The 26,437-nt window shown below is 35.8% G+C and carries 23 protein-coding genes; 14 read left to right on the forward strand and 9 right to left on the reverse strand.

Annotated features, from left to right (window positions below; translation table 11 throughout):
- Positions 1 to 43 precede the first annotated feature (43 nt).
- Positions 44 to 1,084: an NAD(P)/FAD-dependent oxidoreductase gene (locus ACQCPR_RS02965; RefSeq protein WP_427138126.1), complete on the forward strand. Its 1,041-nt coding sequence runs from the start codon at positions 44 to 46 to the stop codon at positions 1,082 to 1,084.
- Positions 1,085 to 1,754: 670 nt separating this feature from the next.
- Here the strand turns inward: ACQCPR_RS02965 and ACQCPR_RS02970 are convergent.
- Positions 1,755 to 2,777, reverse strand: a complete 1,023-nt coding sequence (locus ACQCPR_RS02970; RefSeq protein ID WP_090564645.1) for a DUF2804 domain-containing protein — start codon at positions 2,775 to 2,777, stop codon at positions 1,755 to 1,757.
- Positions 2,778 to 2,891: 114 nt separating this feature from the next.
- On the opposite strand from ACQCPR_RS02970, the gene ACQCPR_RS02975 reads away from it, so the two are divergent.
- Both ACQCPR_RS02975 and ACQCPR_RS02980 read left to right on the forward strand, forming a co-directional pair.
- Positions 2,892 to 3,380 carry an amidase domain-containing protein gene (locus ACQCPR_RS02975; protein WP_090564643.1) on the forward strand — a complete coding sequence of 163 codons (489 nt, stop codon included), beginning with the start codon at positions 2,892 to 2,894 and terminating at the stop codon, positions 3,378 to 3,380.
- 230 nt (positions 3,381 to 3,610) lie between these two features.
- Complete coding sequence (locus ACQCPR_RS02980; protein ID WP_090564641.1) at positions 3,611 to 3,790, forward strand: hypothetical protein; 180 nt, start codon at positions 3,611 to 3,613, stop codon at positions 3,788 to 3,790.
- A gap of 75 nt (positions 3,791 to 3,865) precedes the next feature.
- Here the strand turns inward: ACQCPR_RS02980 and ACQCPR_RS02985 are convergent, their stop codons facing one another.
- Together ACQCPR_RS02985 and ACQCPR_RS02990 are read right to left on the reverse strand one after the other, a co-directional pair.
- Positions 3,866 to 4,714 carry a DegV family protein gene (locus tag ACQCPR_RS02985; protein WP_427138127.1) on the reverse strand — a complete coding sequence of 283 codons (849 nt, stop codon included), beginning with the start codon at positions 4,712 to 4,714 and terminating at the stop codon, positions 3,866 to 3,868.
- A gap of 105 nt (positions 4,715 to 4,819) precedes the next feature.
- Entirely contained in the window at positions 4,820 to 5,392 is a 573-nt protein-coding gene (locus ACQCPR_RS02990) for a glycerol-3-phosphate acyltransferase (RefSeq protein WP_427138128.1), read from the reverse strand.
- A 212-nt stretch (positions 5,393 to 5,604) separates the two neighbouring features.
- Between ACQCPR_RS02990 and ACQCPR_RS02995 the strand changes: the two genes are divergently transcribed.
- Positions 5,605 to 6,180 (forward strand): nitroreductase family protein, encoded by a 576-nt coding sequence (locus tag ACQCPR_RS02995; RefSeq protein ID WP_427138129.1) that lies wholly within the window; start codon positions 5,605 to 5,607, stop codon positions 6,178 to 6,180.
- A gap of 287 nt (positions 6,181 to 6,467) precedes the next feature.
- Here ACQCPR_RS02995 and ACQCPR_RS03000 read toward each other — a convergent pair whose 3' ends face one another.
- Both ACQCPR_RS03000 and ACQCPR_RS03005 read right to left on the reverse strand, forming a co-directional pair.
- Positions 6,468 to 7,250 carry a hypothetical protein gene (locus ACQCPR_RS03000; RefSeq protein ID WP_427138130.1) on the reverse strand — a complete coding sequence of 261 codons (783 nt, stop codon included), beginning with the start codon at positions 7,248 to 7,250 and terminating at the stop codon, positions 6,468 to 6,470.
- 57 nt (positions 7,251 to 7,307) lie between these two features.
- Positions 7,308 to 8,705 carry a dipeptidase gene (locus ACQCPR_RS03005; protein ID WP_427138131.1) on the reverse strand — a complete coding sequence of 466 codons (1,398 nt, stop codon included), beginning with the start codon at positions 8,703 to 8,705 and terminating at the stop codon, positions 7,308 to 7,310.
- 173 nt (positions 8,706 to 8,878) lie between these two features.
- On the opposite strand from ACQCPR_RS03005, the gene ACQCPR_RS03010 reads away from it, so the two are divergent.
- The 4 genes from ACQCPR_RS03010 to ACQCPR_RS03025 all read left to right on the forward strand — a co-directional run bounded on the left by ACQCPR_RS03010 (position 8,879) and on the right by ACQCPR_RS03025 (position 13,219).
- Positions 8,879 to 10,150, forward strand: a complete 1,272-nt coding sequence (locus ACQCPR_RS03010) for a hemolysin family protein (protein WP_427138132.1) — start codon at positions 8,879 to 8,881, stop codon at positions 10,148 to 10,150.
- A 110-nt stretch (positions 10,151 to 10,260) separates the two neighbouring features.
- Complete coding sequence (locus ACQCPR_RS03015; RefSeq protein ID WP_427138133.1) at positions 10,261 to 10,719, forward strand: DIP1984 family protein; 459 nt, start codon at positions 10,261 to 10,263, stop codon at positions 10,717 to 10,719.
- Between the two features lie 345 nt (positions 10,720 to 11,064).
- A protein-coding gene (locus ACQCPR_RS03020; RefSeq protein WP_427138897.1) for an IS3 family transposase occupies positions 11,065 to 12,401 on the forward strand; the annotation gives its coding sequence in 2 pieces (ribosomal slippage) (positions 11,065 to 11,455 and positions 11,455 to 12,401; 1,338 coding nt in all).
- 269 nt (positions 12,402 to 12,670) lie between these two features.
- Entirely contained in the window at positions 12,671 to 13,219 is a 549-nt protein-coding gene (locus ACQCPR_RS03025) for an RNA polymerase sigma factor (protein WP_090564627.1), read from the forward strand.
- Between the two features lie 117 nt (positions 13,220 to 13,336).
- On the opposite strand, the gene ACQCPR_RS03030 is transcribed toward ACQCPR_RS03025, so the two are convergent.
- The 3 genes from ACQCPR_RS03030 to ACQCPR_RS03040 are packed head-to-tail and all read right to left on the reverse strand — an operon-like array spanning position 13,337 to position 16,175.
- Positions 13,337 to 14,902, reverse strand: a complete 1,566-nt coding sequence (locus ACQCPR_RS03030) for an ABC-F family ATP-binding cassette domain-containing protein (protein WP_427138134.1) — start codon at positions 14,900 to 14,902, stop codon at positions 13,337 to 13,339.
- A gap of 34 nt (positions 14,903 to 14,936) precedes the next feature.
- Positions 14,937 to 15,125, reverse strand: a complete 189-nt coding sequence (locus ACQCPR_RS03035) for an SE1832 family protein (RefSeq protein WP_241595070.1) — start codon at positions 15,123 to 15,125, stop codon at positions 14,937 to 14,939.
- Positions 15,126 to 15,170: 45 nt separating this feature from the next.
- On the reverse strand, positions 15,171 to 16,175 hold the full coding sequence (locus tag ACQCPR_RS03040; RefSeq protein WP_427138135.1) for a hypothetical protein: 1,005 nt from the start codon (positions 16,173 to 16,175) through the stop codon (positions 15,171 to 15,173).
- A 77-nt stretch (positions 16,176 to 16,252) separates the two neighbouring features.
- On the opposite strand from ACQCPR_RS03040, the gene ACQCPR_RS03045 reads away from it, so the two are divergent.
- The 5 genes from ACQCPR_RS03045 (at position 16,253) to ACQCPR_RS03065 (ending at position 21,665) form a co-directional block, all read left to right on the forward strand.
- Positions 16,253 to 17,011: an NAD(P)H-binding protein gene (locus ACQCPR_RS03045; protein WP_427138136.1), complete on the forward strand. Its 759-nt coding sequence runs from the start codon at positions 16,253 to 16,255 to the stop codon at positions 17,009 to 17,011.
- An 11-nt stretch (positions 17,012 to 17,022) separates the two neighbouring features.
- On the forward strand, positions 17,023 to 18,849 hold the full coding sequence (locus ACQCPR_RS03050) for a cation:proton antiporter (RefSeq protein ID WP_427138137.1): 1,827 nt from the start codon (positions 17,023 to 17,025) through the stop codon (positions 18,847 to 18,849).
- An 80-nt stretch (positions 18,850 to 18,929) separates the two neighbouring features.
- Positions 18,930 to 19,493, forward strand: coding sequence for an NADPH-dependent FMN reductase (locus ACQCPR_RS03055; RefSeq protein ID WP_427138138.1), 564 nt, complete (start codon positions 18,930 to 18,932; stop codon positions 19,491 to 19,493).
- Positions 19,494 to 19,852: 359 nt separating this feature from the next.
- Entirely contained in the window at positions 19,853 to 20,368 is a 516-nt protein-coding gene (locus tag ACQCPR_RS03060) for a sigma-70 family RNA polymerase sigma factor (protein ID WP_427138139.1), read from the forward strand.
- On the forward strand, positions 20,361 to 21,665 hold the full coding sequence (locus ACQCPR_RS03065) for a DUF4179 domain-containing protein (RefSeq protein ID WP_427138140.1): 1,305 nt from the start codon (positions 20,361 to 20,363) through the stop codon (positions 21,663 to 21,665). Before ACQCPR_RS03060 ends, ACQCPR_RS03065 begins: the two co-directional genes overlap by 8 nt.
- 63 nt (positions 21,666 to 21,728) lie before the next feature.
- On the opposite strand, the gene ACQCPR_RS03070 is transcribed toward ACQCPR_RS03065, so the two are convergent.
- Positions 21,729 to 23,723: an EAL domain-containing protein gene (locus ACQCPR_RS03070; RefSeq protein WP_427138141.1), complete on the reverse strand. Its 1,995-nt coding sequence runs from the start codon at positions 23,721 to 23,723 to the stop codon at positions 21,729 to 21,731.
- Between the two features lie 340 nt (positions 23,724 to 24,063).
- Between ACQCPR_RS03070 and ACQCPR_RS03075 the strand changes: the two genes are divergently transcribed.
- On the forward strand, positions 24,064 to 26,253 hold the full coding sequence (locus ACQCPR_RS03075; RefSeq protein ID WP_427138142.1) for a DNA topoisomerase III: 2,190 nt from the start codon (positions 24,064 to 24,066) through the stop codon (positions 26,251 to 26,253).
- Positions 26,254 to 26,437: the final 184 nt, after the last annotated feature.

Raw genomic sequence — 26,437 nt, forward strand, 5'->3', positions numbered from 1 at the left:
TAACTGATGTCAACAAAATATTTTTTAGGGTGGGAGACTGAAAATGCATAATGTATTTGACGTGACGATTATTGGTGGAGGTCCAGCGGGCCTATATTCGGCTTTTTATAGTGGTTTAAGGGAAATGAAAACGAAAATTATAGAATTTCAACCTCAACTAGGAGGAAAGCTACATGTTTACCCTGAGAAAATGATTTGGGACGTAGGTGGGCAGACTCCGATTTCAGGAGAGCGTTTAATCGATCAATTAGTTCAACAAGGACTAACATTTGACCCTGAAGTTGTAGTTAATGAGAAAGTAGATTCCATTACCCGCAATGAAGATGGTATTTTTGTATTGCATGCTGCCTCAGGCGTAAAACATTACTCAAAAACTATTATCATTGCAGTAGGAAGTGGAATTTTAAAACCAACTAAGTTAGAAATCGAAGGCGCTGAGCGTTTCGAGGTCAGCAACTTAAACTATACGGTCAAATCAATTCAACGTTTTAAGGATAAAACAGTTATTATCTCAGGCGGAGGTAATGCAGCCATTGACTGGGCTAATGAACTAGAGCCGATTGCGAAAAAAGTATATGTAACTTATCGTAAAGATACATTAAATGGTCACGAGGCACAGGTAACACAATTATTAGAAAGCTCTGTAACCTGCTTTTTCAATACAAAGATTACCAAGCTAATTGCTAATGCAAACCATGATATGATAGAACGAGTTGCTATTTTTGACAATGAAACGGGAGAAACAACACAAGTAGAAATTGATGAGGTTATTATAAACCACGGCTATGACCGAGAAGCAGAACTACTTAAAAGTAGTGGAGTACCAATTGAAATCGCAGATGATTTTTATGTAAGAGGCACAAGCTCATGTGAATCATCCATCGATGGTATTTATGCAGCAGGTGATATTATTCAATATCCAGGCAAAGTAAATTTAATAGCTGGAACCTTCCAAGATGCTGCAAATGCGGTCAATCAGGCTAAGCAATATATTCAACCAGATGCTAATAAATATGCGATGGTATCTTCACATAATGAAGTATTTAAAGAACGAAATAAAAAACTAGTAAAGCAACTCGTATAAAAATTATGCATTTAATTAACCTACCCACCAAATAGTTGTTTCTAAGTGATCTATACTTGGAAACAACTTTTTTATATTGATAGTAAATTAGAGTCTGCACATTTAGATTGTGAATTACTAAATGACTTGGGAATATTATCCGGTCCGAAAGTAAAAGGTAATTGACCGCAAGTAAATATAGAATTAGAGCAAGTAAATCCTTACGAGCGCAAGTATCTACAGATGGAAGCAAGTAAATAATAGATGAGAGCAAGTAAAAACAAAATGCTTTTCTCAAAAGCTAAGAATATGGAGTATTTAGTCATACACCTAGTGCTTATAGTATTTTAAGAATTTACACTATTGGAAGTAAAGAAAAATAGTAAGTGTTTGCCCTTTAAAGAAGCGTGGTAGCAAACAAAATTACATCTTCGAGGGCTACCTCTATGAATATGATAGTTTCTTTTCTCCAGTTAACCAAAAGTGCATAAACCTTTTTCTAGAAGTGACAGACTAACCCATAAGATTACCGAAAAAAAGTTCTATTGGCTGTGACGTATGTCGCAACCAATAGAACTAAAAATTCACTCGATAATTATATAGTAAAACCTCAGTCCAAAGCCCTCAAAAACAATTGAAACAGGTTTTGAACTTTAAAGACCGGGCGTTTATTTGTCCGTTTTTTCTGAAATTACCATTTAGCTTTGTGTTCTTCAATACATCCTAGTAATTGTTTTACTTCAAGTGTAGGTCCATTTTCTAGTTGAATTTTGCCGTTAAAATAGCCTATCATCTGATGAACCTCGGAGAAGATAAGTTTTAAATCAGTCTTAGCAATGCGGTGGAAAAATGGAGTGAATGTCATATTCACTTCATCAGAAAACTTTGTATTGACCTTCCATGGTTTCATAAAATCATTTGTATTATATGTAAACAATAAATCTTCATGAATTTTGGTCATTATACCGTCAATGATGATAGCATTTTCGGTCATCCCTGTACCATCCGTCCATTTCCCGCCAAAATTTAATCCGATTCTCTTAGAACCAACTCGTTGAGAAGCAAATCCCCAGTTCCATACAGCTTCTCTTGGCCAAACTCCTCTACCATAATCGAGTACTGCAAAATTATCCTCTGGCTGGAAGCTGTAACGTGAATCACCAATCTTTACAAAGCCAGACGTTGGGAGTGTATGGTGCTTCCCGGTAAATTGAAATTGGGTCCGATTCCAAGGAATTACTACATTTAAAGATTCATCCTCAGCAGGGTGAGATATATGTAAATCAGCATGTAGTAAATCACCATCAAAATCAGGTATTGTTACCGTCATATGAGTTTCGTTTTGTATATATAATAATTGGATAGACATTTCTTTAGAATGAAGTTGAATACTTTCCAAAATATTAGTTGGCATTTTTAGTTTATTTCCCAAAGGAATCGTAACTGTTTTTTCTACGTATCGTTGCGTTTCATAGTTAAGGAAATAGACAAAGCAAACTGCTGCGTAATCTAGATGGCTGATAGTTGCAGAAAAAAGAATATCATCCCCAAAGACACACCAGTAATTCCACTTTTTCTTTCGCATATAGTGACCTTTTAAATTGCTTTCAATTATGGGTTTCTTTGCGTATCCAATTGCTTTTGGGTTCAAATTACCTTTTTTATCGCAAAGTAAAGTGGGCTCTGAAATTTCTTTTTCTGCATGCTGTTTCACTGGCCATCTTCCTTTCTTAAAGTAATTTGTCAAAAAAATAAATTAGTTCATTAATTCCATACTAGCATATATTTTCTGTTTAATCATATAAACAAAATAGAGGGAGGATGAAAATTGGCAACTTACAATCGTGAGGCAGCAGTAGCCTATGCACAAAAGTGGTGGAATAGTTATAACCCAAGATTTCCAATGTTCGATGTAGACTGTACAAATTACATTTCACAATGCTTGTTTGCTGGGGGGGCCCCAATGAGAGGGCAACCAAATCGGGAGCGCGGGTGGTGGTTAAGTAATGAAACATGGAGTCTGAGCTGGAGCACTCCTCATTCATTGCGCTGGTACTTGGCTGGCTCGACAAAGGGGCTTCAAGCAACTCAAGTTAATTCACCTGATCAGTTAATCCCAGGTGATCTAATTTTTTATGATTTCCAAGGCGATGGTAGATACGATCACTCTACCATTGTAACAAGTGTCCAAGATGGCGTTCCCTATGTTAATGCACATACGAATAATAGCCGTAATCGTTACTGGAGCTACGAGGATTCTTATGCGCATACACCAAGAACGAAGTATATATTCTTCCACATAAAAGATAAATTTTAAGGATGATTTATGACAAATGAAGAATCATAGGGATGATTAAATTCAAAAGACTTCCGATAGTAACGCTTCGGAAGTCTTTTATAGGTTATTTTAGTAGAGGTTTTTGATTAGTTGTGTATTAAATTAATCCAGCAAGCTTTTAAAAGGGACTTACGATTATAGTTATTTGAATATTCAATCAAATAATGGTATAATGACTGCAAAGAATAGATTGAAAGGAGCTGAAAATTTTGCTCATCTCAATAATACTAGGAATTTCCTTGTTATTCATAGTTTTCGGAGTTGCTTATGATTATTTCTTCCGAAAAAGCTTTGTTGAAACAAGAAAAGGTCCTGCTACTCAAAACGATGGTCGCGTGAAGCTAGATGTAGCTACAAACCAAGCGGTAAATACGATGAACATGCCATAAAAAATTGTCCTTAATTGCGAATTTTTTTATGTCTGTTTACTAGACTTGGAAAAATTACTGAAAGTTTGATAGGTATTACAAATACCAAAGTAAGGCAACTGTATCCTCACCGGCATGTACTGCAAGGGATGTGCTTATTTCACCGATAGTGAACTGTAAATGCGGTGCTTGTTGTAAAATTGCTTCTTTTAAGTCAATTGCCTGCTGCTCCGCGTTTGCATGCATTATATACACATGCTTTAGACCATCCTTGTCTGCAGCTTCAACCGCCTTATTAATAAGATACTGGAGCGCCTTTTTATGAGATCGAACTTTATCTAATTCCTTAAGCTCCCCTTGTGGGGTAATTTGAATAATTGGTTTTATTTTCAGTAGGCTTCCTAAATAGAATTGAGCACTGCTCAACCTTCCGCCTTTATACAGCTGAGTTAAGTTACCTATTAAGATATAATTACGAAACTTCGAAGTCATTTCTCGTAACTTAGCTGCAATGTCCTCATAGAATAGGCCCTCTTCTTGTAACTGCAAGCCTTTTTCAACTAATCCTGTAATACCTGCTGATAAGGAAAGTGAGTCGATAAATTCTACTTGGACTTGTGCAACCTGAGCTCCACTAATTGACGAAGATAGTGTACCACTCAGACTTTTAGAGACGTGTATTGCTATGATAGAATCATATTCTTTACTCAGCTTTTCATACAACACTGCAAATTCACCAGCAGAAGGTTGAGAGGTTTTAATTGATTCTGTTCCATTACGTATACGATCATACAGTTGCTCGGGTGTTAGATCTATGCCATCTACAAATTGTTCTAAACCAAAATGAATATTAAGTGGGATCGTGTATACATCTGGGTGGTTTTTTAATGTATTGCTCATATATGCACTACTATCGACTAACCACGCGATTTCTTTCAAAGTCATTTTCGAACATCCTAACTTATTTATTATTTAAAAGATAGTAATTAAATCGTACTAGTCTTTAATATATGTGCATTGTATCAGTAAAATATTATAAAAACAATAACATTAAATTGTCTGTTTCCACCATCTTTTATCCCATGATTCCACGATATCGAATCGGTGACGAACTAGAATAATGAGAATTGCAATAGAAAGCGGCCATAGGGAAGCAAATGTAGGTATTATCCAAGACAAAATAACGTATACACTAAATGATATGGTCATACTTAGGGTCGCACTCCTAAGCAACGCTATCAAAATGATAAAACAAATGACAAGCATACCAAACAATAGTGGCTCTATTACTATCGATACACCGATAAACGTGGCAATTCCTTTACCACCCTTACCCTTTAACCAAAATGGAAACAGATGTCCCAAAATTACTGCTACGCCACCAATGGCAATAAATTGCAAAGAGTACTGAAAATAGAAACCAATATATATTACAAGAACACCTTTTAAAGCATCACCCAAAAATGTAAGGAGAAATGCGGATTTCCCAAGTACAGCCCCAGCATTTCTTGCACCCAAATTACCACTTCGTTCTTTCCTTAAATCAATTTTTTTGCATTTACCAATCCACCAAGCAGAAAGAAAGTTACCAAAAATATAGCTGAACAACCAATAGTAAAGCATAATATCACCTCAGGTATGTATGTAAAGTAAAGGAGGAGGACCTTAGAATCTTAAATTTTATTTTACACCACAGACAAGGAAAAAAATATCGAATAACACTCTAAATGCATCCAAGTATAACGGAAAAAAATCAAGTCACTTTCTTATAGACGACTAAATTGGTATGATGGAGAAAATAACTCAAATAGTAAAAAGGGAGATTGGAATATTAAATGGTGCAATCACTAACAGTACGCGATGCGATAATTCAAAGAAGATCTATTAAATTATTTAATGGACAGCCTGTAGATAGAGAAGAACTATTATCTATTATGGAAGATGCGGTATGGGCACCGAACCATCAATTAAGACAACCATGGAGATTTATCGTGGCGTGTGGAAAAGAATTAGATGATTTATATAGTGTATTAAAAGAATTTGCAGTTCCTAAATGGAAAGAGCTTTCGGAAGAGGATTTAGAAAAACAAATGAAGAAATTTACGACTCCTGGAGGATATGTATTTGTCGTTGTTCCTGAGGATGCTCGTCAAAAAGAACGTTTAGAAGATTATGCCGCAGCAAGTATGCTTGTACAAAATATACAGTTATTAGCTTGGGACCGAGGTGTTGGATCTTGTTGGAAAACTCCAGGATACTTAGACAATCCATTGTTTCGTAAAGCCCTTGGAATTCAACCAGGTGAACGCATAATAAGCATGCTCCAAGTCGGATACTTTGATGAAATGCCCAAACCAAAAGATCGCAAAGGTATAGAAGACCTAGTAACGATATTTGAGAAAAAAGATTAACTAAAAGAGTAGCGGGTGAGAGGCATTAGTCTCTTACTCGCTTTTTTAAAGAAAGCATATAAAAATGTAGTGAAGCTTATCCCGCTGGAGTCGCCACATGTCATTTTTCTCAATAGAGGGAGTATCGCTCTACTAGGTATTTGGCAAAGCATATCGCTTAGATAATAAGCTTTTCTTATGCTAGCGCTAATTGCTTCCGTCTTTTTTTCTATAATACTCGTTTATTTATCTAATACTATTTACAACTATTCGTTTTTAAAGAAATCATACACCAACTTTTATTCTTCTCAGTGGGAATAACTATTTGCTGGGTGGTTTGCATAATATGGAGGATAATTACCTTCTGATTCTTTAATTGTCATAGAATTTCGATCTACGATATAAGAAGTAAAATATCTACCTGAGATGTATCCTCTTTTCCATTCTTCTGAAAAGGTTACTACATATTCCTCATCACTAATGGAAGTTACACTTGTTTCCCTCTTTACCTCATAGTTATCAACGATTCCGGTCCATGTTCCCACTTTTTTCGGAAAATCACTAATCATCGTACCTTCACCCGAAGTTGCATACGAAACTGCGTCTTCCTGTGTAAATGGGGGGAGAGGAGGGGACATGACTTGTAAATACAACCACAGAGAGAATAAGATAAGAAAAGGAGAGAGAATTAGGAAGAATAATTGCTTTGTTTTATAACTATTTTTTATCAACCATAAATCTATAAGAGCGAAGAAGATTGCGCTTGAAAAACCAGCAATAGCTAAGGACAATTCCTTATAAGCAATGCCGAATAATGCTCCAAAAACCCCAAGTATCCCTACATATAGCCATCTGTGAAGAACAAAATATTTTTTTTGTAATAATTCTACTCCAACTGAAATAATATTTCCGTATACTAAAATTACTGCCCCGACGTACAGGGAGAAAAAGAAAGTCCAGCCTACAAAATGATTACCTTGCTCATAAATAGTCATATCTATATTAAGAAGGCTCATAACCATAGCAACAAGTATTGTTGTAACAAAAGTCGCAATTAGCTTGCGGGAGATGAAACTAACTCCTGTATCCATACTATCCTCCTATGTTAAAAAGGCACATGGATTAGATAATCCATGTGTCTTAAACAGTTATTTCTTTAAATCTTCTTTCGAAAGCTCAGCTAGTTCAAAATAGTAGTCCCCAATTACACGTAGGCCTTGGTCAAAGTTTTCTAAATGGAAATGCTCGTTAGGTGCATGGAAATTTTCTGAAGACAAGCCAAAGCCCATTAATACGACCGGAAGTCCAAGAATTTCGTCAAATGCAGCAACAATTGGAATAGAACCTCCGCCCCGAGTATATGCTGTAGGAACGTTATATACTTTTTCGTAACTGCGTCCAGCTGCTTGAATAGCAGGGTGGTCAAAAGGAGTGATGAACGGCTTACCTTTATCGAATTCCGTTAATGTAACAGTGACACCAACAGGTTTGTTCTTTTCAATATGTGCTTTTAGTTTAGCAACAATTTCTTCTGGATCTTGATCAGGTACTAGTCGACAAGTAATTTTTGCACCTGCTTCACTTGGAAGTACTGTTTTAATACCTTCACCAGAGAAACCTCCGAAGACACCATTGATCTCTAAAGTAGGGCGTGCCCAGACGCGCTCTAAGTGAGTGTAGCCTTTTTCGCCGAATAATTCATCGACACCAACTTCAGCCTTCAATTCGTCTTCGTCGAAGCCAAGGGAGGCATACGCTTCTTTTTCCTCGGTAGATAAAGCACGGACATTGTCATAGAAACCTTCTACTTCAATTGTACCTTCAGCATCGCGGAAAGATTCCAAAATAGAAATTAATGCATGAATCGAGTTTTGAACTCCCCCACCATACAGACCTGAATGAAGATCACCTTTTGCACCTTTTACATCGATTTGTACACCGCATAGCCCACGCAAACCGTAGCAAACTGCTGGCTGTCCAGGACCCTGCATACCCGTATCGGAAATTACGATAACGTCAGCTGCAAGCTTTTTTTTATTATTATTAATATATTCTTCTAGGTTGGGACTACCAACTTCTTCTTCTCCTTCAATTAAAAACTTAACATTTACAGGTAAGGTTTTATTTGTTTGAAGAAGTGCTTCTATAGCTTTTACATGCATAAATACTTGTCCTTTATCATCGCTTGATCCACGAGCATATAGTTTATTGTCTCGTACTTGGGGCTCAAATGGTTCGCTATCCCAAAGATTAAGGGGATCTACTGGCTGAACATCATAATGTCCATATATAAGCATGGTAGGTTTACCTTCAGCGTGTAACCAATCGGCATAGACAACGGGATGGCCGCTAGTTTTATCGACTACCACATTGTCCAAACCTGAATTAGTCAAAGAATCTGCGAGCCACTGTGCGCCCTTTTGCATATCTTCTTTATGTTCGGATAATGAAGAAATACTAGGGATACGTAAAAACTGTTTTAGTTCTTCTAAGTGTTCTTCTCTTTTCTCTGTGAAATAATGGTCTAGTGTAGTTAAATGACTCATTACAATCCCTCTTTTCAAAAAATTTCGTGAATAGAAATAGTATAGCATAAGTTTTGTATGTACTAGGTGTATTTAGTAATGGTTGGTATTAGTTTTGTGACAACTAAAATCACAATATGATATAGTAATAAGAAAACATATGAACGTATTAATACTCACAGGAGGCAACGATTTTGTACATAGAATTTGTACTTTTTGCTATTTCAGTACTTGTATCCCTTTTTCTATCAGGTAGTGAAACAGCGTTAATGACAGTTAATAGGACGAAGGTCCAGCTAAGGGTGGAACAGGGAGATAAAAAATCGGAGAAACTACTTGCTCTTCTCTCAAAGCCGGACCGAATGATTATCACTATTTTAGTAGGAAATACAATAGCTAATATAAGTATGGCTGTAATTTTAATATTGATTGCGGAACATTTTGAATGGCATATTGGTTGGTCTATTAGTATTTTAACAGTATTTATTATTATTTTTTGTGAAGTACTTCCAAAAACAATTGCTGCAACGTTTTCGGATAGGGTTGTGTATGTAGTTTCTCCACTAATACGTTTACTTGTCATCATTTTACGTCCGATTACAGCGTTTATAGCTGAAATCACGAATTTATTTATTCGAATTGGTTCAAAAGGTGCTATAACAGAAACGACGATTAGCAAAGAAGAGTTACTTTCCATGGTTGATCTAGCTTCAACGGATGGAACTTTTGAAGATGAAGAATCAGAACGTATAAAAGGAATGCTAGATTTTCCAAATAAGGATGTCTCCGATGTTTTGTCTACACACAGAACAGAGGTAGTAGGTATCCCAATTGAAGCCACATATGAAGAGGTTCGAGGTACTATTCTGGAGCATCATTATACAAGATATCCAGTTTATGACGATAGCTTAGATACCATTGTTGGTATGTTCTATTCGAAAAAGTTTATCGAATGGTCAATGGATACTTCTAAAAGACTGGAAACGTTTATCGATAAAGATCCAGTATTTGTTGTACAAAGCTTGAGTGTAGAAAAAGTATTTAAACTAATGCTGACCCATAAAAAACATATGGCTGTTGTATTAGATGAATATGGTGGAACTCTAGGAATCGTTACCCATGAAGATTTAATAGAAGAAATGATTGGACAGGAAATAGAAGATGAAACGGATGATGACGAAGAAATTCTTGTCCATGAGATGACGGAAAACCGTTTAGTCTGCGCAGGAAGAATGGAAATTGAAGAAGTCAATTCGTTATTCAATATTTCGATAGTCAATGAAAACGAAACGATAGGTGGCTTTGTCTTAGATCAATTAGGGCATGTACCCGAAGAGCATGAGCAATTCGCCTATGATGATTTAATGGTCGAGATCAACGAAATGGATCGCAGCCGTATTGTTAAATTGACTATCACTAAAAGAGAAGAAGCAACTGAAACAGAGGTCGAAAAACAAGAGGATTAAACTCCCCTTGTTTTTTTGTGTGTAATTCGAAGTAAGGCTCTATTTTTTACAAATTAAAAAGAGGACTTACTCCGACATAAAGCGAATAGATTCAGATAGGGGGGATAAGCATGAAATTAGGAGAAGCTTTAATAGTAAGATCTGATTATCAAAAGCGTATTGAACAGCTGAGAAATCGACTACTTCAAAATGCTAAAATACAAGAAGGGGAATCTCCGAACGAGGATCCCTATGAATTAAAAAAAGAACTGAATCAAATATTTAGTGATCTAAAACAACTAATTAAAAATATTAATCGAACAAATTTACAGACTGCTTTTGATGATCATCAATCTCTTGCCGACGCTTTAACGGAACGTGATCTTCTTGGTCAAGAAAGAAAAGTATACAGTGCTTTATTGGAGGCAGCTACGATGCAACAGGATAGATACTCTAGAACAGAGATTAAATTTGTCACGACAATCAATGTGAAAGAAACTCAAAAATATGTGGATGAATTATCCCAGAAACATCGCATGTTGGATACTAAAATTCAAGAAATTAACTGGCTTACAAATGTAATTGAATAGTCGAAAGTTGGTAGCGAAATGTAAAGGCGAGTGCAAACCCTCCAACGGGTCAAGTTGGACAACGGGCAGAGGTTTCGGGGTAACCTCGAGGTTCAATTCCTCTTAATACAAGTTATACCCAGCACTGTCACATGAGTACAAATAACGTAAACAATTAACTACCGCGTACTGATTTACATTTCGTGAGGGTGGATAAGGGGAACTTTTAAAAATTTAAGCCTTTCTTACAGCTCAGTCTTTAGTTTTAAAAAGGTGGGCATTCTAGTTAAACTGTACCACTTTAAAAAAGGTCATCTTATAGGGTCTTTTTGTTTATAATGAAAAAAACAGTATTCGGAGCGATAAATTACGACTAAAAATTATTTAACACCTAACCAACAAAAAGAACTAAAAAAGAATCCATATGTAAAAGCTGTAAGCAATAAAGCGATTACGTACACAGATGAATTTAAACGATTATTTATTACTGAAAATGAATTTGGAAAGTTTCCGCGTGAAATTTTTGAAGATGCAGGATTTGATATCGAAATGATGGGGATGACACGCATTCATAAAGCGGCAGCTCGATGGAAAACAGCATACCAAAACCAAGGAATTACTGGGTTAGAAGATTCTCGGAAATATAGTTCTGGTCGCCCACTTGAACGAGAACTAAGTCTCGAGGAAAAGTATGCACGATTAGAAGCGAAGACTCGATTACTTGAGGCAGAGAACGAACTCCTAAAAAAGCTCGATTTACTCGAAAGGCAGATGGTGAAGAAAAAATAAAAATTGCGCCAGAATTAAAATTCGAACTCATTAACCAGATTATTAAAAAGTATAAGTTAAAGCGTATGGTAAGTTATCTTTGCGAGGTAATGGATGTATCTCGATCAGGTTTCTACAATTACTTTGATGAAAAATCCATTCAAAAACGTGCAATTAAAGGCGGTTCGGACGAGGTGGTGAAAAACATCATTTTAAAGGCGTATCATTTCCGAGGACGCAAAAAAGGAGCACGCCAAATTAAAATGACACTCCAAAACCAGTACCAGATTACATATAACTTAAAACGTATTCGCCGCATTATGAAGAAATTTGAGATTGTTTGTCCAATTCTAAAAGCGAATCCCTATCGCCGCATGGCGAAAGCAACAAAAGAACATCGCACATGCCCGAACGAATTGCAGCGCAACTTTAAACAAGGGTTGGCTGGAAAAGTGTTATTAACGGATATCACATATTTAAACTACAGAAGCGGAAAGCGTGCTTATTTATCCACGATTAAAGACGCAGAGACGAATGAAATTTTAGCGTATGAAGTCTCAGATAAAATTACATTAGACATCGCATTAGATAGACTTCACCAATTAAGACGTCGTCATTCACATATTCGAAATGATGCCTTTATTCATTCGGATCAGGGATTTCATTACACAAATCCGACCTATCAAAAATTAGTGAAAAAGATGAATCTTGGACAGTCAATGTCACGCCGTGGAAACTGTTGGGACAATGCTCCACAAGAATCATTCTTTGGGCATTTTAAAGATGAAACAAATATAAAAGAATGCGAAACATTAGAAGAAGTAAAACAAGAAGTGAAGTGTTATATGATATATTACAATTATTATAGAGGCCAATGGAATTTAAAAAAGCTGCCGCCTGCAAAATACAGACAGCAGCTTCAACAAGTTGCCTAACCTTTTTCAAAATGTCCTTTACAAAGGGTACAGTTTAAATTTGCCTTCAGCCTTTTTCTTTCCTGTAGGTGAGTATGATGTAAGTATGTAAGAAACAAGTGGAACAAGAAAACACTAATAAAACAAGTAATAGTGCATAGTTAATTTCTTTTCCTCCTAAATTTTGGCTTACACCTTTGTAATTTTTCTGAAAGAGAATACGATGGAGGGTAAGGTTTAAGTTTGGCATTATAGAGTTAACAAGAAAAGCCGAGCGGAGGAAAAATAACATGCAGGTTCAATTAGAAGAAATTTATGAGGAATATAACCGTTACATATATTATTTATCTTTGAAATTAACTAAAAATCAAATAGAAGCTGAAGACTTAATGCAAGAAGTTTGGGTTAAAGTAGTGCGATACGAATCTTATATGAAAGAAGTGGATCATGTAAAAGCATGGTTAACGACTATTTGTATGAATACATTTCGTGATAGATACCGCAAACAAGTAAGACGCAGCAAATACGTAGCAAATCAGCCAGAGCAATTAGATATTTCTTTGCTGGACTTAATCGCATCAGATGTTTTAACTGTTGAAGAGCAATTAGAGAAAGAAGACGTTGGTGAAATGATTCGATCCAAGGTCAGTGAATTGGATGGCATATATCAGAAAACAGTAATGTATTTTTATGTACATCAATTTTCACTAATCGAAATTGCAGAGGTTATGAAAGTGTCAATTGGTACAGTAAAGTCTAGATTGTTCCGTGCCAAACAACGTTTGAAAGAATTAATAATGAATGATGAAATTGCAAAAGATTCATTAGTGCTAGCATAAATGTAAAGAGCCTCCATTTTGATGGGAGGCTCTTTTTCATATAGAAGTAAATACTATGATACTCAATAAGCGGAAAAGACCCTTAGTGCAAACACACTTAGGGTCTTCGAGTATTTATTATTCTTTAATAACTTCTTTCCCAGTAGAGAACCACTCTTCCACGTTCCATACTTTCGTTACAAGGTCTTCATAAAACTCAGGTTCATGGCTAACTAGCACAATTGTACCTTTGAATTCTTTCATTGCTCGTTTCAATTCTTCTTTTGCATGTATATCCAGATGATTTGTGGGCTCATCGAAAATTAACCAGTTTGTTTCTTCCATCATAAGCTTACACAGACGAACTTTTGCTTGCTCTCCACCACTTAAACTAGAGAGGGGACGGGAGATATGTTCGCTCTTAAGGCCAGTACGAGCTAATGCACCACGCACTTGGGCTTGGCCCATACTTGGATAGGTTTCCCAGATAGCTTCGATTGGTGTAATATTTCCAGGTTTTACTTCCTGTTCGAAATAACAAGGTGTTAAGAAATCACCACGTGTTACTGTCCCATTTACAGGCGGTATTTTGCCGAGAATAGTTTTTAGTAAGGTCGATTTCCCAATTCCGTTCATTCCAACAAGTGCAATTTTTTCACCACGTTCAATCGTAAACGTTAATGGTGGTAGTAACGCTGAATCGTAACCGATTTCCAAGTGCTCAGCTTCTACAACGTAGCGACTAGGGCTACGAGATTCCTTGAAGCTAAATTCTGGTTTGGCTGCCGTTTCAGGGCGATCAATTCGTTCAATTCGATCCAACTGTTTTTGACGAGATTTTGCTCGTCCTGTTGTGGAGTATCGTGCTTTATTTTTGGCGATAAAATCTTCTTGTTTCTTTATAAAATCCTGCTGCTTCTCATAAGCATCGATATGTTGTCTTTTATTCAGCTCGGCAAGTTCTAAGAACTTTTCATACGATGCAGTGTATCGTGTAAGTTTAGAAAATTCCAAGTGAAAAATAACATCGACAATTCCATTCATGAACTCTGTATCATGGGAAATCAATAAGAATGCGTGCGGATAGTTTTTCAAATAGTTGGAAAGCCAGTTTACATGCTCTTCGTCTAAATAGTTGGTAGGCTCATCTAGCAGCAATACTTTAGGCTTTTCTAATAATAGCTTTGCAAGTAAAACCTTTGTACGCTGACCGCCAGAAAGTGCTTCTACTGGACGGTCCAGTCCAATAGCATCCAATCCAAGACCGCGAGCAACTTCCTCTACCTTCATATCTAATGAATAAAAATCGCCAGCATCTAAAGCATCTTGAATTTCTGCCATTTGCTCTAATAATACTTCTAGCTCATCAGGTGTTGCATCGCCCATTTTACCGATTATTTCATTTAACTCTTCTTCTTTTTTATAAAGAGGCAAAAATGCATCACGAAGCGTATCAAACATAGAGCGTCCAGATTGTAGACGTGTATGCTGATCTAAATATCCATAATGTGTGTTTGGTAACCATTCTACTCGACCTTCGTCATGAATGATTTCTCCTGTTAAAATATTCATCAATGTTGATTTGCCAACACCGTTTGCACCTACAAGTCCTACATGCTCACCTTCGACTAAGCGAAATGAAACTTCCTTGAATAACGTACGATCACCGAATGTATGTCCTAAATTTTCTACTAATAAGCTCATGTTTTTATTTCCTCCAAAAAGAAAGCTCTGCGGCTTATGATAAGTCCGCGAGCTGTTTGTTTAGTTCTGCAAGTTTTTCTTCCATTTTTGCTAGTCTACGTTCAGCATTTTCAACTTGAGTAGGATGGCCATTTGATTCTAATTTTTCCATATCACCTTGCAAGTTAATATAGTCCAATTTAAGCTCTGCAATTTCTGATTGTAGCTGTGATTTTGTCATCATCGATCACCTTCAGCATTTTGCATTTATTGTAGCATAAAAATGGACTTAGCGTACTATTTCTTGTTCCTCTTTTGAACTTGCAATTGTTTGTTCAATTAGTTTTACCAATTCTACTAAGTTATTACTAAAATCAAATCGTTTCTGTTTTTGTATATAGGCATTTCTTCTATTATCATGCAAGATAATTTCCATTACTGCGTTTTGAAGATAAGATTGTTTTATCTTCCTACCAAGTCCTAAGTTTGCGAAGCCATGTCCTTCCTGTGGGAATGCGTAGTTAACTTCTTCTTCATGAGCACAAAGAACAATGCAAGGTATTTGAAATTGTGCCACTAGGAATGGCATATATGATCCAGAAGTTATGACAATATCACTATTAGAAATGAATGTATCAGGTTCCGATGTAGAGATAATTTGTATCGATTTACGAGTAAGTGCAAAACGTTTTAGTTCAAGTATGTCATGCTTGTAATGCTCATCCACTAACACGCTAATCTGAAGTGGAATGTGAAGCTGTACAAGATGCCTTAAAGTTCGGTAAGTTAAATTTTCGGGATCTTCATGAGGGAAAGATACGATTATATGCGGGGGATCCTGTATCGTGTTATTATTTTTATAGACAATTTGTTTGGTTGGAATATATCCAAGCGGACCATATACATAGCACTCTTTCGTTACGTCCTTAGGATTTTCATACAACGATTGAATAACCAAATCAGCTAAAGCCCCACCATCTCCATGGTCGTCCAAGTGAATAAGCGTACTATCTAACACTTTTAAACGGCGAATAAGATCTTTTTCAGAATTTCCCCCATCATGCATAATGCAAGTTGGATTAAAAGCTCTCATTTCCTCTATCAGGTGAGAATTATTTCTATACAAAAGAGGTTTAATCTGTAGTTTTTTTAAATATTGAATGAGGCTTGTATTAGAGCTAAGCACAAAAATTTCAAAGTTAGTTGGTTTTAAAGTAGCAAGCAATGCTACTGCACGATCTGCAGGATAAAGTCCACGGTGTGGTAATGTATTCAATAAATAAGCTAGTTTCAAATTACATCTTCCTTTCCAAAGGTTATCTCTTTAGTGTATGGAAATGGACAGGTGCTTATGACAAGGGGGAAAGTAAAATGGCTAAAAGGGTAGCTATAGTAGTAGGTGCTACGGGTTTTACTGGACAGTTTTTAGTAAAACAACTATGTGAGAGTGAAGAATATGCTGCGGTTTCAGTCATCGTCAGAAGAGATTTTTCTTATAAACATGCCAAACTAGACATTCAAGTAAAGGATTTTGATAAATTAGGGGAAGATGATTTAGATATTGCGGATGACCTATTTTGCTGTCTGGGAACTACGATGAAAAAAGCTAAATCAAAAAAGAACTTTGAGAAAGTAGATTTAGAATACCCATTACGAATTGCTTCTTTAGCCAAAAAACGTGGGATTCCAAATTTTCATGTTATCTCAGCGGTTGGCTCCAATAAAAAGTCCCCTTTCTTCTATAGTCAGGTGAAGGGTAGGATGGAGGAGGCGTTAATGGAAATGGAGCTACCACATCTTTTCATTTATAAACCATCCTTGCTAACAGGTGACCGAGGCGAGTTTCGCCTAGCAGAGCGCCTATCTGAAGGTGTTTTTCAACTTTTAAACCCTATATTAATAGGACCTTTAAGAAGAATGCGGTCCATTGAAGGGAAACAATTGGCTTTTGCTATGTACCATTTCGCAATACATAATACTAAAAATGATGTAACAATCTATAGACCATTAGATATTTTAAACGCTAAACCCTTAGAGGATATAGAGGAACAGCCGATTTCACGAGAAGAATTATTCAATTGGGAAAAGCGAGAAGATATTTTTGTAGATCAGGAAAAAGTCAATAAGTAAGGGGAGACGCTATGTTTGACTCGATGTTATTTGTTTTGATGTTTGTTGTAGTAGTAGGAATATTTTCACAGTGGTTAGCATGGCGGATAAGAATGCCTGCAATTGTATTAATGTCAATTGTAGGACTATTAATAGGACCTATTTTGGGTTTGGTCAACCCTCAAGAGAGCTTGGGGGAATTGTTTAGCCCTCTTATTTCTTTAGCAGTAGCTATTATTTTATTTGAAGGAAGTTTAAATTTAGATTTCCGTGAAGTACGAAGCTTTAGCAAGCCACTTACCCGTATTGTAACGCTTGGAGCTTTCATAGCCTGGATCGCAGGCTCTCTTGCTGCGCATTATATTGCTGGGCTATCAGTTGCTGTCGCATTTGTTATCGGTGGGCTATTTATCGTGACTGGTCCAACGGTTATTTTGCCATTACTTAGACAAGCAAAGTTGAAATCCAGAACAGCCGCAATTCTAAAATGGGAAGGAATTGTAGTAGATCCGTTTGGTGCATTATTAGCTGTATTTGCATTTGAAGCTATTAAGTTTATAAATGGCGATGAGTCATTCACATCGTTTTTACTTTTCTTTACAGGTTCTATTTTTGCCGGGGGATTAGGTTGGTTATTCGGCTGGGTATTAGGGAAAATGTTTGAAAAAGGTCAGATTCCAGAGTATTTAAAAGCACCTGTAGTGTTTGCTGTTGTGCTATTAGTTTTTGTTTTCTCAGATGTAATAATGCATGAAACAGGTTTACTTGCTGTAACTGCGATGGGCATAACGATGGCAAATATGCATATTGCATCCATCAACGATATGAGACATTTCAAAGAAAACATATCTGTGTTACTTGTTTCTAGTATTTTTGTAATGTTAACAGCGTCCTTAGACCCGAGTATTTTATTGGAAATTTTCAATCCTCAAATCGTATTATTTGTATTAGCCATGTTGTTTATCGTTCGCCCTTTATCAATATGGTTATCGACCATTGGGACTGACCTAATGAACAATGAAAAAATATTAATCGGTTGGATTGCACCTCGTGGGATAGTGGCCCTCACTGTTTCCGGATATTTTGCTACTGTGTTACAAGAAAGCGGGTATGAAGATGCAGAAATGCTTATAGCCTTAACTTTTGCACTCGTATTTGCAACCGTTATTTTCCACGGATTTTCCATTGGATGGGTTGCTAAAAAACTCAAGCTTGTTGCCACAGAAAAACCAGGTGTACTAATTGTTGGTGGAAATGCTTTCACTGCAGAGCTCGCACTTTCATTGCTTAACGAGAAAATGGATGTACTAGTAGTGGACAATTCATGGGAACAACTAAGATATGCAAGAAAACTAGGAGTACCAACTTATGCAGGGGATATATTGTCCGAGCAAACAGAGTATTCCTTAGATTTGGCTCCTTTTCCTAAAATGATTGCCGCTACAGAAATGGATGCTTATAATGCATTGATCTGCTCAAACTTTGTAGTGGAGTTGGGACGAGATGCACTATATCAAACTGCTTCTAGCAATGTTTCAGAAAGTGAGTACCATCCATCTATTGGAGGTAAAATACTATTCAATAGCTCCGCGAATATTTATGATTTAACGGAACTTGTGCTAAAAGGTTTTGTCATTCGTAAGACTAATATTACAGAGCAGTATGATTACAACCAATACCTTGATGCTCGCGCTAAAGACTCAACTCTGCTCTATATCCTTCGAGCAGATGGCACCTTAAAGTTCTTTACGACCAAAATGGAGCTCAGTGCAAATCCAGGTGATCTTGTCGTGAGCTTGACACCTCCGACACATATACTAGAGTCAAATAACGATAATACCTCTCCGTCAAAAGGATGAACTTTAATAAATACAGTTTCATTTTGCAAAAATATCGCCTTTTTTTGATACAATAAGGGTGAATAAGGAGGTTCTGTATTGTGAAAATTCTACTCGTAGACGGAACGATAATTGGCACGAAAACAGGTGTCATCTTAGAAAAAGTGAAAGACTATATAGAAGAAATTAATAAAGAATACAAATTAGAAATTATTAGCCTTTCAAATTACGAGCATCAATTTGTAGATGGACGTCCATTTGAAAACTACAACGATGATATGAAACTGCTTGTAAGTAAATTTGACCAAGCGGATGGTTTTATAATTGCTTCACCTATTTTCCAGGGGTCCATACCAGGTGTACTAAAAAACACATTCGATTTCCTACATCCAAAGTCAATGCGCTATAAACCAGTATCAATCGTGGCGAATGGAGGAACATATCAGCATCATCTTGTAATTGAAAATCAGCTGAAACCGATATTAGATTATTTTAGATGCCTAGTTACACCTAATTATGTGTATACTCATAAAAACCATTTCGATGAAAATAATGTCATTATTGATAGTGATGTACATGATCGTTTAAGAGAGCTAGCTCGCGTATTTGTCCAATACGCCGAAATGAGCAAAAACCTCTGCAAGGAAACAATAGATACACACTAAGTTAAACTAAGATGTCTCGGTAAATCGAGACATCTTTTTTTTAATATGGAGTAACAAATGCTTAGTAGCTGAAAGAGTATGAGAAAGTGATCTGCTTATGGGAAAAATATCCTAAGGGCAAGTAATAGCAACGGGAAAGCAAGTAAATAGAAAATAGCGCAAGTAAATCTATCTGGTGAGCAAGTTAAAATGAGCTGAAAGCAAGTAACCAGCTTGTGTGCGCAAGTAACCACAATTTAATATCATATCCATTTTAATAATCACATTTATAACCATTCATAGGAAAAAAATTTAAAATTTAAATGAACTTTTTCGACTTTGCAATGTCTAATGTATATCAGAACAAGGGGGGTGACCGAGTGGTAGAATCAGAAATTGCTAAAAAAGCCATTAAAGGGGATGACCAGGCTTTCTTAAAGTTAATGCAATTATATAAAGATACATTATATCGTACGGCTTTTGCATTTTTAAAAAATGAACATGATGCTCTTGAAGCTATGCAGGAAGTAACTTTTCGAGCATATCAAAAAATACATACAGTTAAAGAACCAAGCTACGTGAAAACATGGCTAGTTCGTATCATGATGAATTACTGTCAGGACCAGTTGAAAAAGCGTAAAAGATATAGTTCAAGCGAGGTGCTACAGAAGATAGGATTTGAAGATGCGACTCACCTAGAGATGAACGAAGCAATAGAATCCTTGTCTAGTGTTGAACAGCAGTTAATATTTCTAAAGTACTTTCAAAATACGAAAATAAAAGAAATTGCAGAACTAGAGAAAATTCCAGAAGGCACTGTCAAGTCAAGGCTTCACAAAGCACTCAAGTCATTAAAATGTTTTCTAACGGAGAAAGGAGATGCGGACCATGTTTGAAAAGGAAGAACAAATGCTTGAAGAAACTAAAAATAGGTTAGAAAAAGTTGAAGTACCTGAACAACTCGTAAATGATGCTATTCAGCAAGGGGTACTCCAAGCGAAAAACAAAAAGCAAAAGCGTAAAAAGACGTTATGGGCTTTTTCAGTTGCTGCAATTCTACTACTAACCTTCGTGACATCCATTCGTGTATCACCTGCATTTGCGAGTGCTATTTCTGCAATACCAGGCATGGATAGGTTCGTGCATCTCGTTCAGCTAGATAAAGGCATGAAAGCAATCGTTGAAAATGATTATTATGAACCAATAGGTAAAAGCCAAATTAAAGATAATATGACCCTTACTGTCGATGGAATTATTATTGATGAAACAGGTGCAGAAGTCTTTTATACATTAGAAGCTCCCCATTCACTTGAAGGCATGGGTTACCAAGTAGTTAAGGTATTTAACGATGGACACGAACTAGTAGCATCTGTTGGTTATGATCTACCAGACCAAGAAACAGCAAATAGAATAGTGGACAAATTTAGTTTTGTTTTTGGAGAGACAGAACAATTTACAAGTAATAAATTTGAAATTCAGTTTGATGTAGAGCAAAATAACAAAACAACGCCTTTCAATGTACCTTTTACACTCAAAAAAGAAATTAAGCCCGGGAAAATATATACATTAAATGAAACTGTTGAGATAGAAGGTCAACAAATAAAAGTAAAAAAAATAAAGATATATCCATTAAGAGTAGCTGTTACATTAGAATTTAATAAACAAAACAAAATGAAAATATTGCAGTTTGAGGATATGCGGATAGAAGATGAAAACGGTGAAATATGGAGTTCTATTCGTAATGGGATATCTGGTCGCGGTGAAAATCAAAACAAAGAAAATACGTACTTCTTACAAAGTAATTATTTTAAGGAGCCGAAAGAGCTATATTTAAAGTTCGATAAAGTGCAAGCACTCCCTAAGAAGGAAAGCTATTTGCTAGTAGACTTTGCAAAGAAGGAAATCCTGGAACAGCCTTCACATGGAAAAATAGAAGTATTAAACATTGGCAGCAATACAATCGAACTTAAATATTATCCGATTAGAGAGAATTATATGTATACCTTATTTTCTCAAGGAGAAAATGCAAAAGGTGAAATAGTTGATATACCTGGACAGAGTAATCATGGCAACGATAAAGAACAATTTTCTATAAATACTTTAGATGAGAAAGATATAATTAACCCAGTTAGACTAGATTTCATTGCATATCCCAATTACTTAGACGGCTCTGCTTCTATTCAAATAAAATAGGCAGTTGCATCAAGATAACAAATACAGGTGAAGAAAAATGTACATTTTTCTTCACCTGCTCTATTAGTTGCTTCGTAAGTATTTTTCTTCAAATTCATCGAAAGAAATAGGTTTTGAGAAATAATATCCCTGGAAGTATGTTAGACCAAGAGTATTTAAATAGTCTACCTGTTCTTTTGATTCTACACCTTCAGCGAGAACATCGCATTTTAATCCTTTGGCAAGATTCATAAATGTATGTAGAATGAGCTCTGCATTTGTTTCTTTTCCAATCTTGTCCACAAAATACTTATCGATTTTCAATTTATCTATTTGAAAATCTACAAGATCTGCTAGCTTTGAATATCCTGTCCCGAAATCATCTAGTGATAAGCGAATTCCATGCTTTCTACAAAATGCAATATTTTCTAATATATTTTGATCAGTTTCTAAGTTTGCATTTTCTGTAATTTCAATATCTACCATTTGGGGTGGAACTCTATAGTACTGGATAAAATGGATTAAATCATTAAAAAACTGCCTATTTCCAAGTAGCTTAGGAGTGATATTGATAGCTACAGACTTATCAAATCCATAATCTTGAATCCAACTAGAAACTTTGGCAAATACCTCGCTGATTAAATACTTTGTTAGTTCCTCAATTCTTCCACTATTATCGGCAATTTCAATAAACTCTGGGGGAGTAATATATCCGTATTTTGGATGAATCCAACGCGTGAGTACCTCTATTCCAATTACTTCATTAGTTATAGAATTGAACTGAGGTTGTACAACAAAATGAAGCGATGTTTCCCTTAAGTCTCCGTGTAATTCATTTTCAATATTTACCTTTCTTTCTAATTCTTCAATCATAGAGTGTTCAAAGAAACTGAAGTTATTAACATTTCGTTTCTTAGAATCATACATAGCAATATTAGCGTAACGAAACAGTAAATCAGTGTCAGGTGCATCCATAGGATACCTGGAAATTCCAATACTAAGGCTTAGTGGAATAGAAGGTACTGATTTGGATTCGGAAGTTTGTTGGAAATCTTGAATCAGTTTATTAGCTATAACGCTTAGCTGTTCCTTATTTACTTCATCTGTAAATATAACAAACTCATCACCGCCGACACGTGCAACTACTTTATCGATCTCCATACTTTGGTTAAAAAACTTAGCTATTTCTACAAGAAGTGCATCCCCTCGTGCATGACCATACATATCATTTATTAATTTGAAACCATCTAAATCTATGTAAAAAAAGGAAAAAGACTGATTCTTTTTTATTTTGTGCTTGAGAATATCGTAAGTCATTCTTCGATTAGGCAAGTTCGTTAAAAAGTCATAATAAGCAAGACTTCTTAAATCCTTCTCTATATTTTTTCTTTCGGCTATATGATGAAAAAATACGGACAATCCTCCTTCAGCCATGGGGTAGGCTTTTACCTCGAACCAAGTTGGGATAGAGGGGATATAAATTTCCTGTTGCCTAGTTTTTTTCTCTAACATAACCTGTTGAAGGAAAGGGTAAAATTCTGTTTCTATTAAAGATGGACTTTCGGAATTACAATAGTTAAAGCTTGTATGCACTTCGCTTAGTAATGTTTTTCCGTATTCGTTTATATAGGTAACATTCCAATGTTTATCCACAGAAAAGAAAGCATCTGTCATACTTTCTAAAATATTAGTCGTCTCTGAATTCACTACCAGATGCTTTTTCGATAATGAATATATAATAATTGCACCTATTCTATTCGAAGAAAGATTCAATTTGTACGAATGGAATAAGTAACTATAGTGGTTACTTTCTATAAGGCTTGTAAATTCTTTTCGAAATTCATCGATTTCACCACGCAGTACCTGTTGGATAGAATCTAGTTGCTCGTAGTTATTGGTTGACTCCAATAAATCGGTGAAGTTAAAGTTTTCTGTAATAAGTAGGGTATATTCATTTACATGCTTAATCTTATTCCACGCATTATTCTTATTTAATATCTTGCCTGTTTCGTCCAAAACGAGGATTAAATCCTCAGAAGTATTTAATATTGTTTGTGTAAAAGTATTATATGCATCCAACTATTTCACCTCTTTCATCCTTTATTATTATGTCAATAATATCATTTGTTGAATATAATTTGTGAGAAAAAAGTAATGTTTCAGTAACGAAATGATGTAAATGTGACCGGTACTGGAGTTTCCAGAATAATTTATAGTGAATTGAGTATAAAATTAAATAAAATCTATTATTCGTATGATAGAAAACACACACTAATCGTAGTAGTAATTTGATGTGTAGCTAAAACTATATTACCCTTGTAGCATATTAAAATAAGGTTGTAATGTTTTTAGGACAAAACTGAACCAATATAAAACGTGTGATATATTTAGGATAGGGATTTATGAAAGGATGTTATTAATGGCAAAACGTTTAGTGTTAGCAGAAAAACCATCTGTTGCACGTGATATTGCACGTGTACTTAAATGTGATAAAAAAGGAAATGGCTATTTAGAAGGCAAAGACTATATTGTTACTTGGGCTTTAGGGCATCTTGTAACCTTGGCAGATCCTGAGAGTTATGATGTGAAATATAAATCGTGGAATTTAGAAGATTTACCTATGCTACCAGATCACCTTAAGCTTACAGTTATAAAACAATCAGGAAAGCAATTCAATGCAGTGAAATCTCAACTTACTCGTGGAGACGTTAATGAGATTATTATAGCAACTGACGCCGGTCGTGAGGGTGAATTAGTAGCGAGATGGATTATTACAAAAGCAAAAGTAAATAAACCAATTAGACGACTATGGATATCATCTGTAACGGATAAAGCGATTAAAGATGGATTTACTAACTTAAAACCTGGTAAAGCATATGAAAACCTATACGCTTCAGCTGTAGCTCGCTCCGAGGCAGATTGGTATATTGGGTTAAATGCAAGTCGTGCATTAACTACAAAGTTCAATGCGCAGCTAAACTGTGGAAGAGTTCAAACTCCAGTCGTTGCTATTATTGCTAAGCGAGAAGAAGAGATTAAGCACTTCAAAGCTCAAACTTATTACGGTATAGAAGCGCAAACTATTGATAAGTTAAAGCTTACTTGGCAAGATGCTCAAGGAAATAGCCGGAGCTTCGATAAAGACAAAATCGATGCGATTGTAAAAAAACTAGGCAATGCTAATGCGACTGTGACGGAAATTGAAAGGAAACCAAAGAAAACATATTCACCTGGTCTATATGATCTAACGGAACTTCAGCGTGATGCCAATAAAATCTTTGGTTTTTCTGCAAAAGATACATTAAATATAATGCAAAAGCTGTATGAACAGCACAAAGTATTAACATATCCAAGAACAGATTCACGTTTCATCTCGACGGATATTGTTGGAACGCTTTCTGAACGTCTTAAAGCTTGTGGTATAGGGGAATATCGCTTGCTAACCAATAAGATTTTAAAGAGACCTATAAAAGCTTCGAAAACGTTTGTCGATGATAGCAAAGTCAGTGATCATCATGCGATTATTCCAACAGAAGGCTATGTAAATTTCTCAGCTTTTAATGATAAAGAACGCAAAATTTACGATTTAGTAGTAAAACGCTTCTTAGCAGTATTATTCCCGGCATTTGAATACGAGCAATTAACACTTCGTGCAAAAATCAGTGATGAAAAATTCGTTGCTAGTGGGAAAACTATTTTATCAAGTGGTTGGAAAGAAGTATATGAAAATCGATTCGAAGACGATGATACTTCGGAAGACTTAAAAGAACAAATTCTACCTCGTATAGAAAAAGGGAATACTTTAAACGTAACATTAATTGCGCAGATTTCAGGACAAACAAAGCCACCTGCTCGTTTTAATGAAGCAACATTACTATCGGCAATGGAAAATCCGTCGAAGTTTATGGAAACACAAAATAAAAACCTTGCTGAAACATTGAAATCCACTGGTGGATTGGGAACTGTCGCAACACGTGCAGACATTATCGAAAAGTTATTTAATTCATTCTTAATGGAGAAGAAAGGAAAGGATATATACCTAACTTCAAAAGGAAAACAGCTGCTTGATTTAGTCCCGGAAGAATTAAAATCTCCTACACTTACTGCTAAGTGGGAGCAAAAACTTGAAGCTATTGCTAATGGCAAACTGAAAAAAGAAGTATTTATATCAGAAATGAAAAACTACACAAAAGAAATCGTAGCGGAGATTAAAGGTAGCGATAAAAAATACAAGCACGATAACATATCCACGAAATCCTGCCCAGACTGTGGAAAACCAATGCTTGAAGTAAACGGTAAAAAAGGCAAAATGCTTGTATGTCAAGATCGCGAATGTGGTCATCGTAAGAATGTAGCCCGTGTTACTAACGCTCGCTGCCCACAGTGTAAAAAGAAATTAGAACTTCGTGGGGAAGGAGAAGGACAAATTTTCGTATGTAAATGTGGTCATCGAGAGAAATTATCTGCTTTCGAAGCGCGTCGTAAAAAAGAAGGTGGCGGTAAAGTAGATAAAAAATCTGTTCAGAAGTATTTGAAACAACAAGATAAAGAAGAAGAGCCGATTAATAATGCTTTTGCAGATTTATTAAAAGGGATGAAATTTGAGTAGCTAGTATCTAAAAATGGATTGTGTCATTATTTGACCAATCCATTTTTAGTCTCTTTAATTTGCTCTATACAGTATTCTTAATGGATTACTTGAAGATGACGGAGGAACTTGGGAACTTAATGCATTCGCCAAGATCCCATTATTGGCATTCTTACATATCGGATGATTAATTGAATTAGATGAG

Origin of the sequence: Psychrobacillus psychrodurans (assembly GCF_050209195.1) — a bacterium.
In the GTDB taxonomy this organism is placed as follows: Bacteria; Bacillota; Bacilli; order Bacillales_A; family Planococcaceae; genus Psychrobacillus; species Psychrobacillus psychrodurans.

Coding starts and splice junctions, on each gene's coding strand:
- ACQCPR_RS03075 (WP_427138142.1), top strand. CDS start 24,064: ATGGCAAAACGTTTAGTGTTAGCAGAAAAACCATCTGTTGCACGTGAT.
- ACQCPR_RS03065 (WP_427138140.1), top strand. CDS start 20,361: ATGTTTGAAAAGGAAGAACAAATGCTTGAAGAAACTAAAAATAGGTTA.
- ACQCPR_RS03005 (WP_427138131.1), bottom strand. CDS start 8,705: ATGAGTCATTTAACTACACTAGACCATTATTTCACAGAGAAAAGAGAA.
- ACQCPR_RS02995 (WP_427138129.1), top strand. CDS start 5,605: ATGGTGCAATCACTAACAGTACGCGATGCGATAATTCAAAGAAGATCT.
- ACQCPR_RS03050 (WP_427138137.1), top strand. CDS start 17,023: ATGTTTGACTCGATGTTATTTGTTTTGATGTTTGTTGTAGTAGTAGGA.
- ACQCPR_RS03025 (WP_090564627.1), top strand. CDS start 12,671: ATGCAGGTTCAATTAGAAGAAATTTATGAGGAATATAACCGTTACATA.
- ACQCPR_RS02985 (WP_427138127.1), bottom strand. CDS start 4,714: ATGACTTTGAAAGAAATCGCGTGGTTAGTCGATAGTAGTGCATATATG.
- ACQCPR_RS03030 (WP_427138134.1), bottom strand. CDS start 14,902: ATGAGCTTATTAGTAGAAAATTTAGGACATACATTCGGTGATCGTACG.
- ACQCPR_RS02990 (WP_427138128.1), bottom strand. CDS start 5,392: ATGCTTTACTATTGGTTGTTCAGCTATATTTTTGGTAACTTTCTTTCT.
- ACQCPR_RS03000 (WP_427138130.1), bottom strand. CDS start 7,250: ATGGATACAGGAGTTAGTTTCATCTCCCGCAAGCTAATTGCGACTTTT.
- ACQCPR_RS03015 (WP_427138133.1), top strand. CDS start 10,261: ATGAAATTAGGAGAAGCTTTAATAGTAAGATCTGATTATCAAAAGCGT.
- ACQCPR_RS02965 (WP_427138126.1), top strand. CDS start 44: ATGCATAATGTATTTGACGTGACGATTATTGGTGGAGGTCCAGCGGGC.
- ACQCPR_RS03035 (WP_241595070.1), bottom strand. CDS start 15,125: ATGATGACAAAATCACAGCTACAATCAGAAATTGCAGAGCTTAAATTG.
- ACQCPR_RS03045 (WP_427138136.1), top strand. CDS start 16,253: ATGGCTAAAAGGGTAGCTATAGTAGTAGGTGCTACGGGTTTTACTGGA.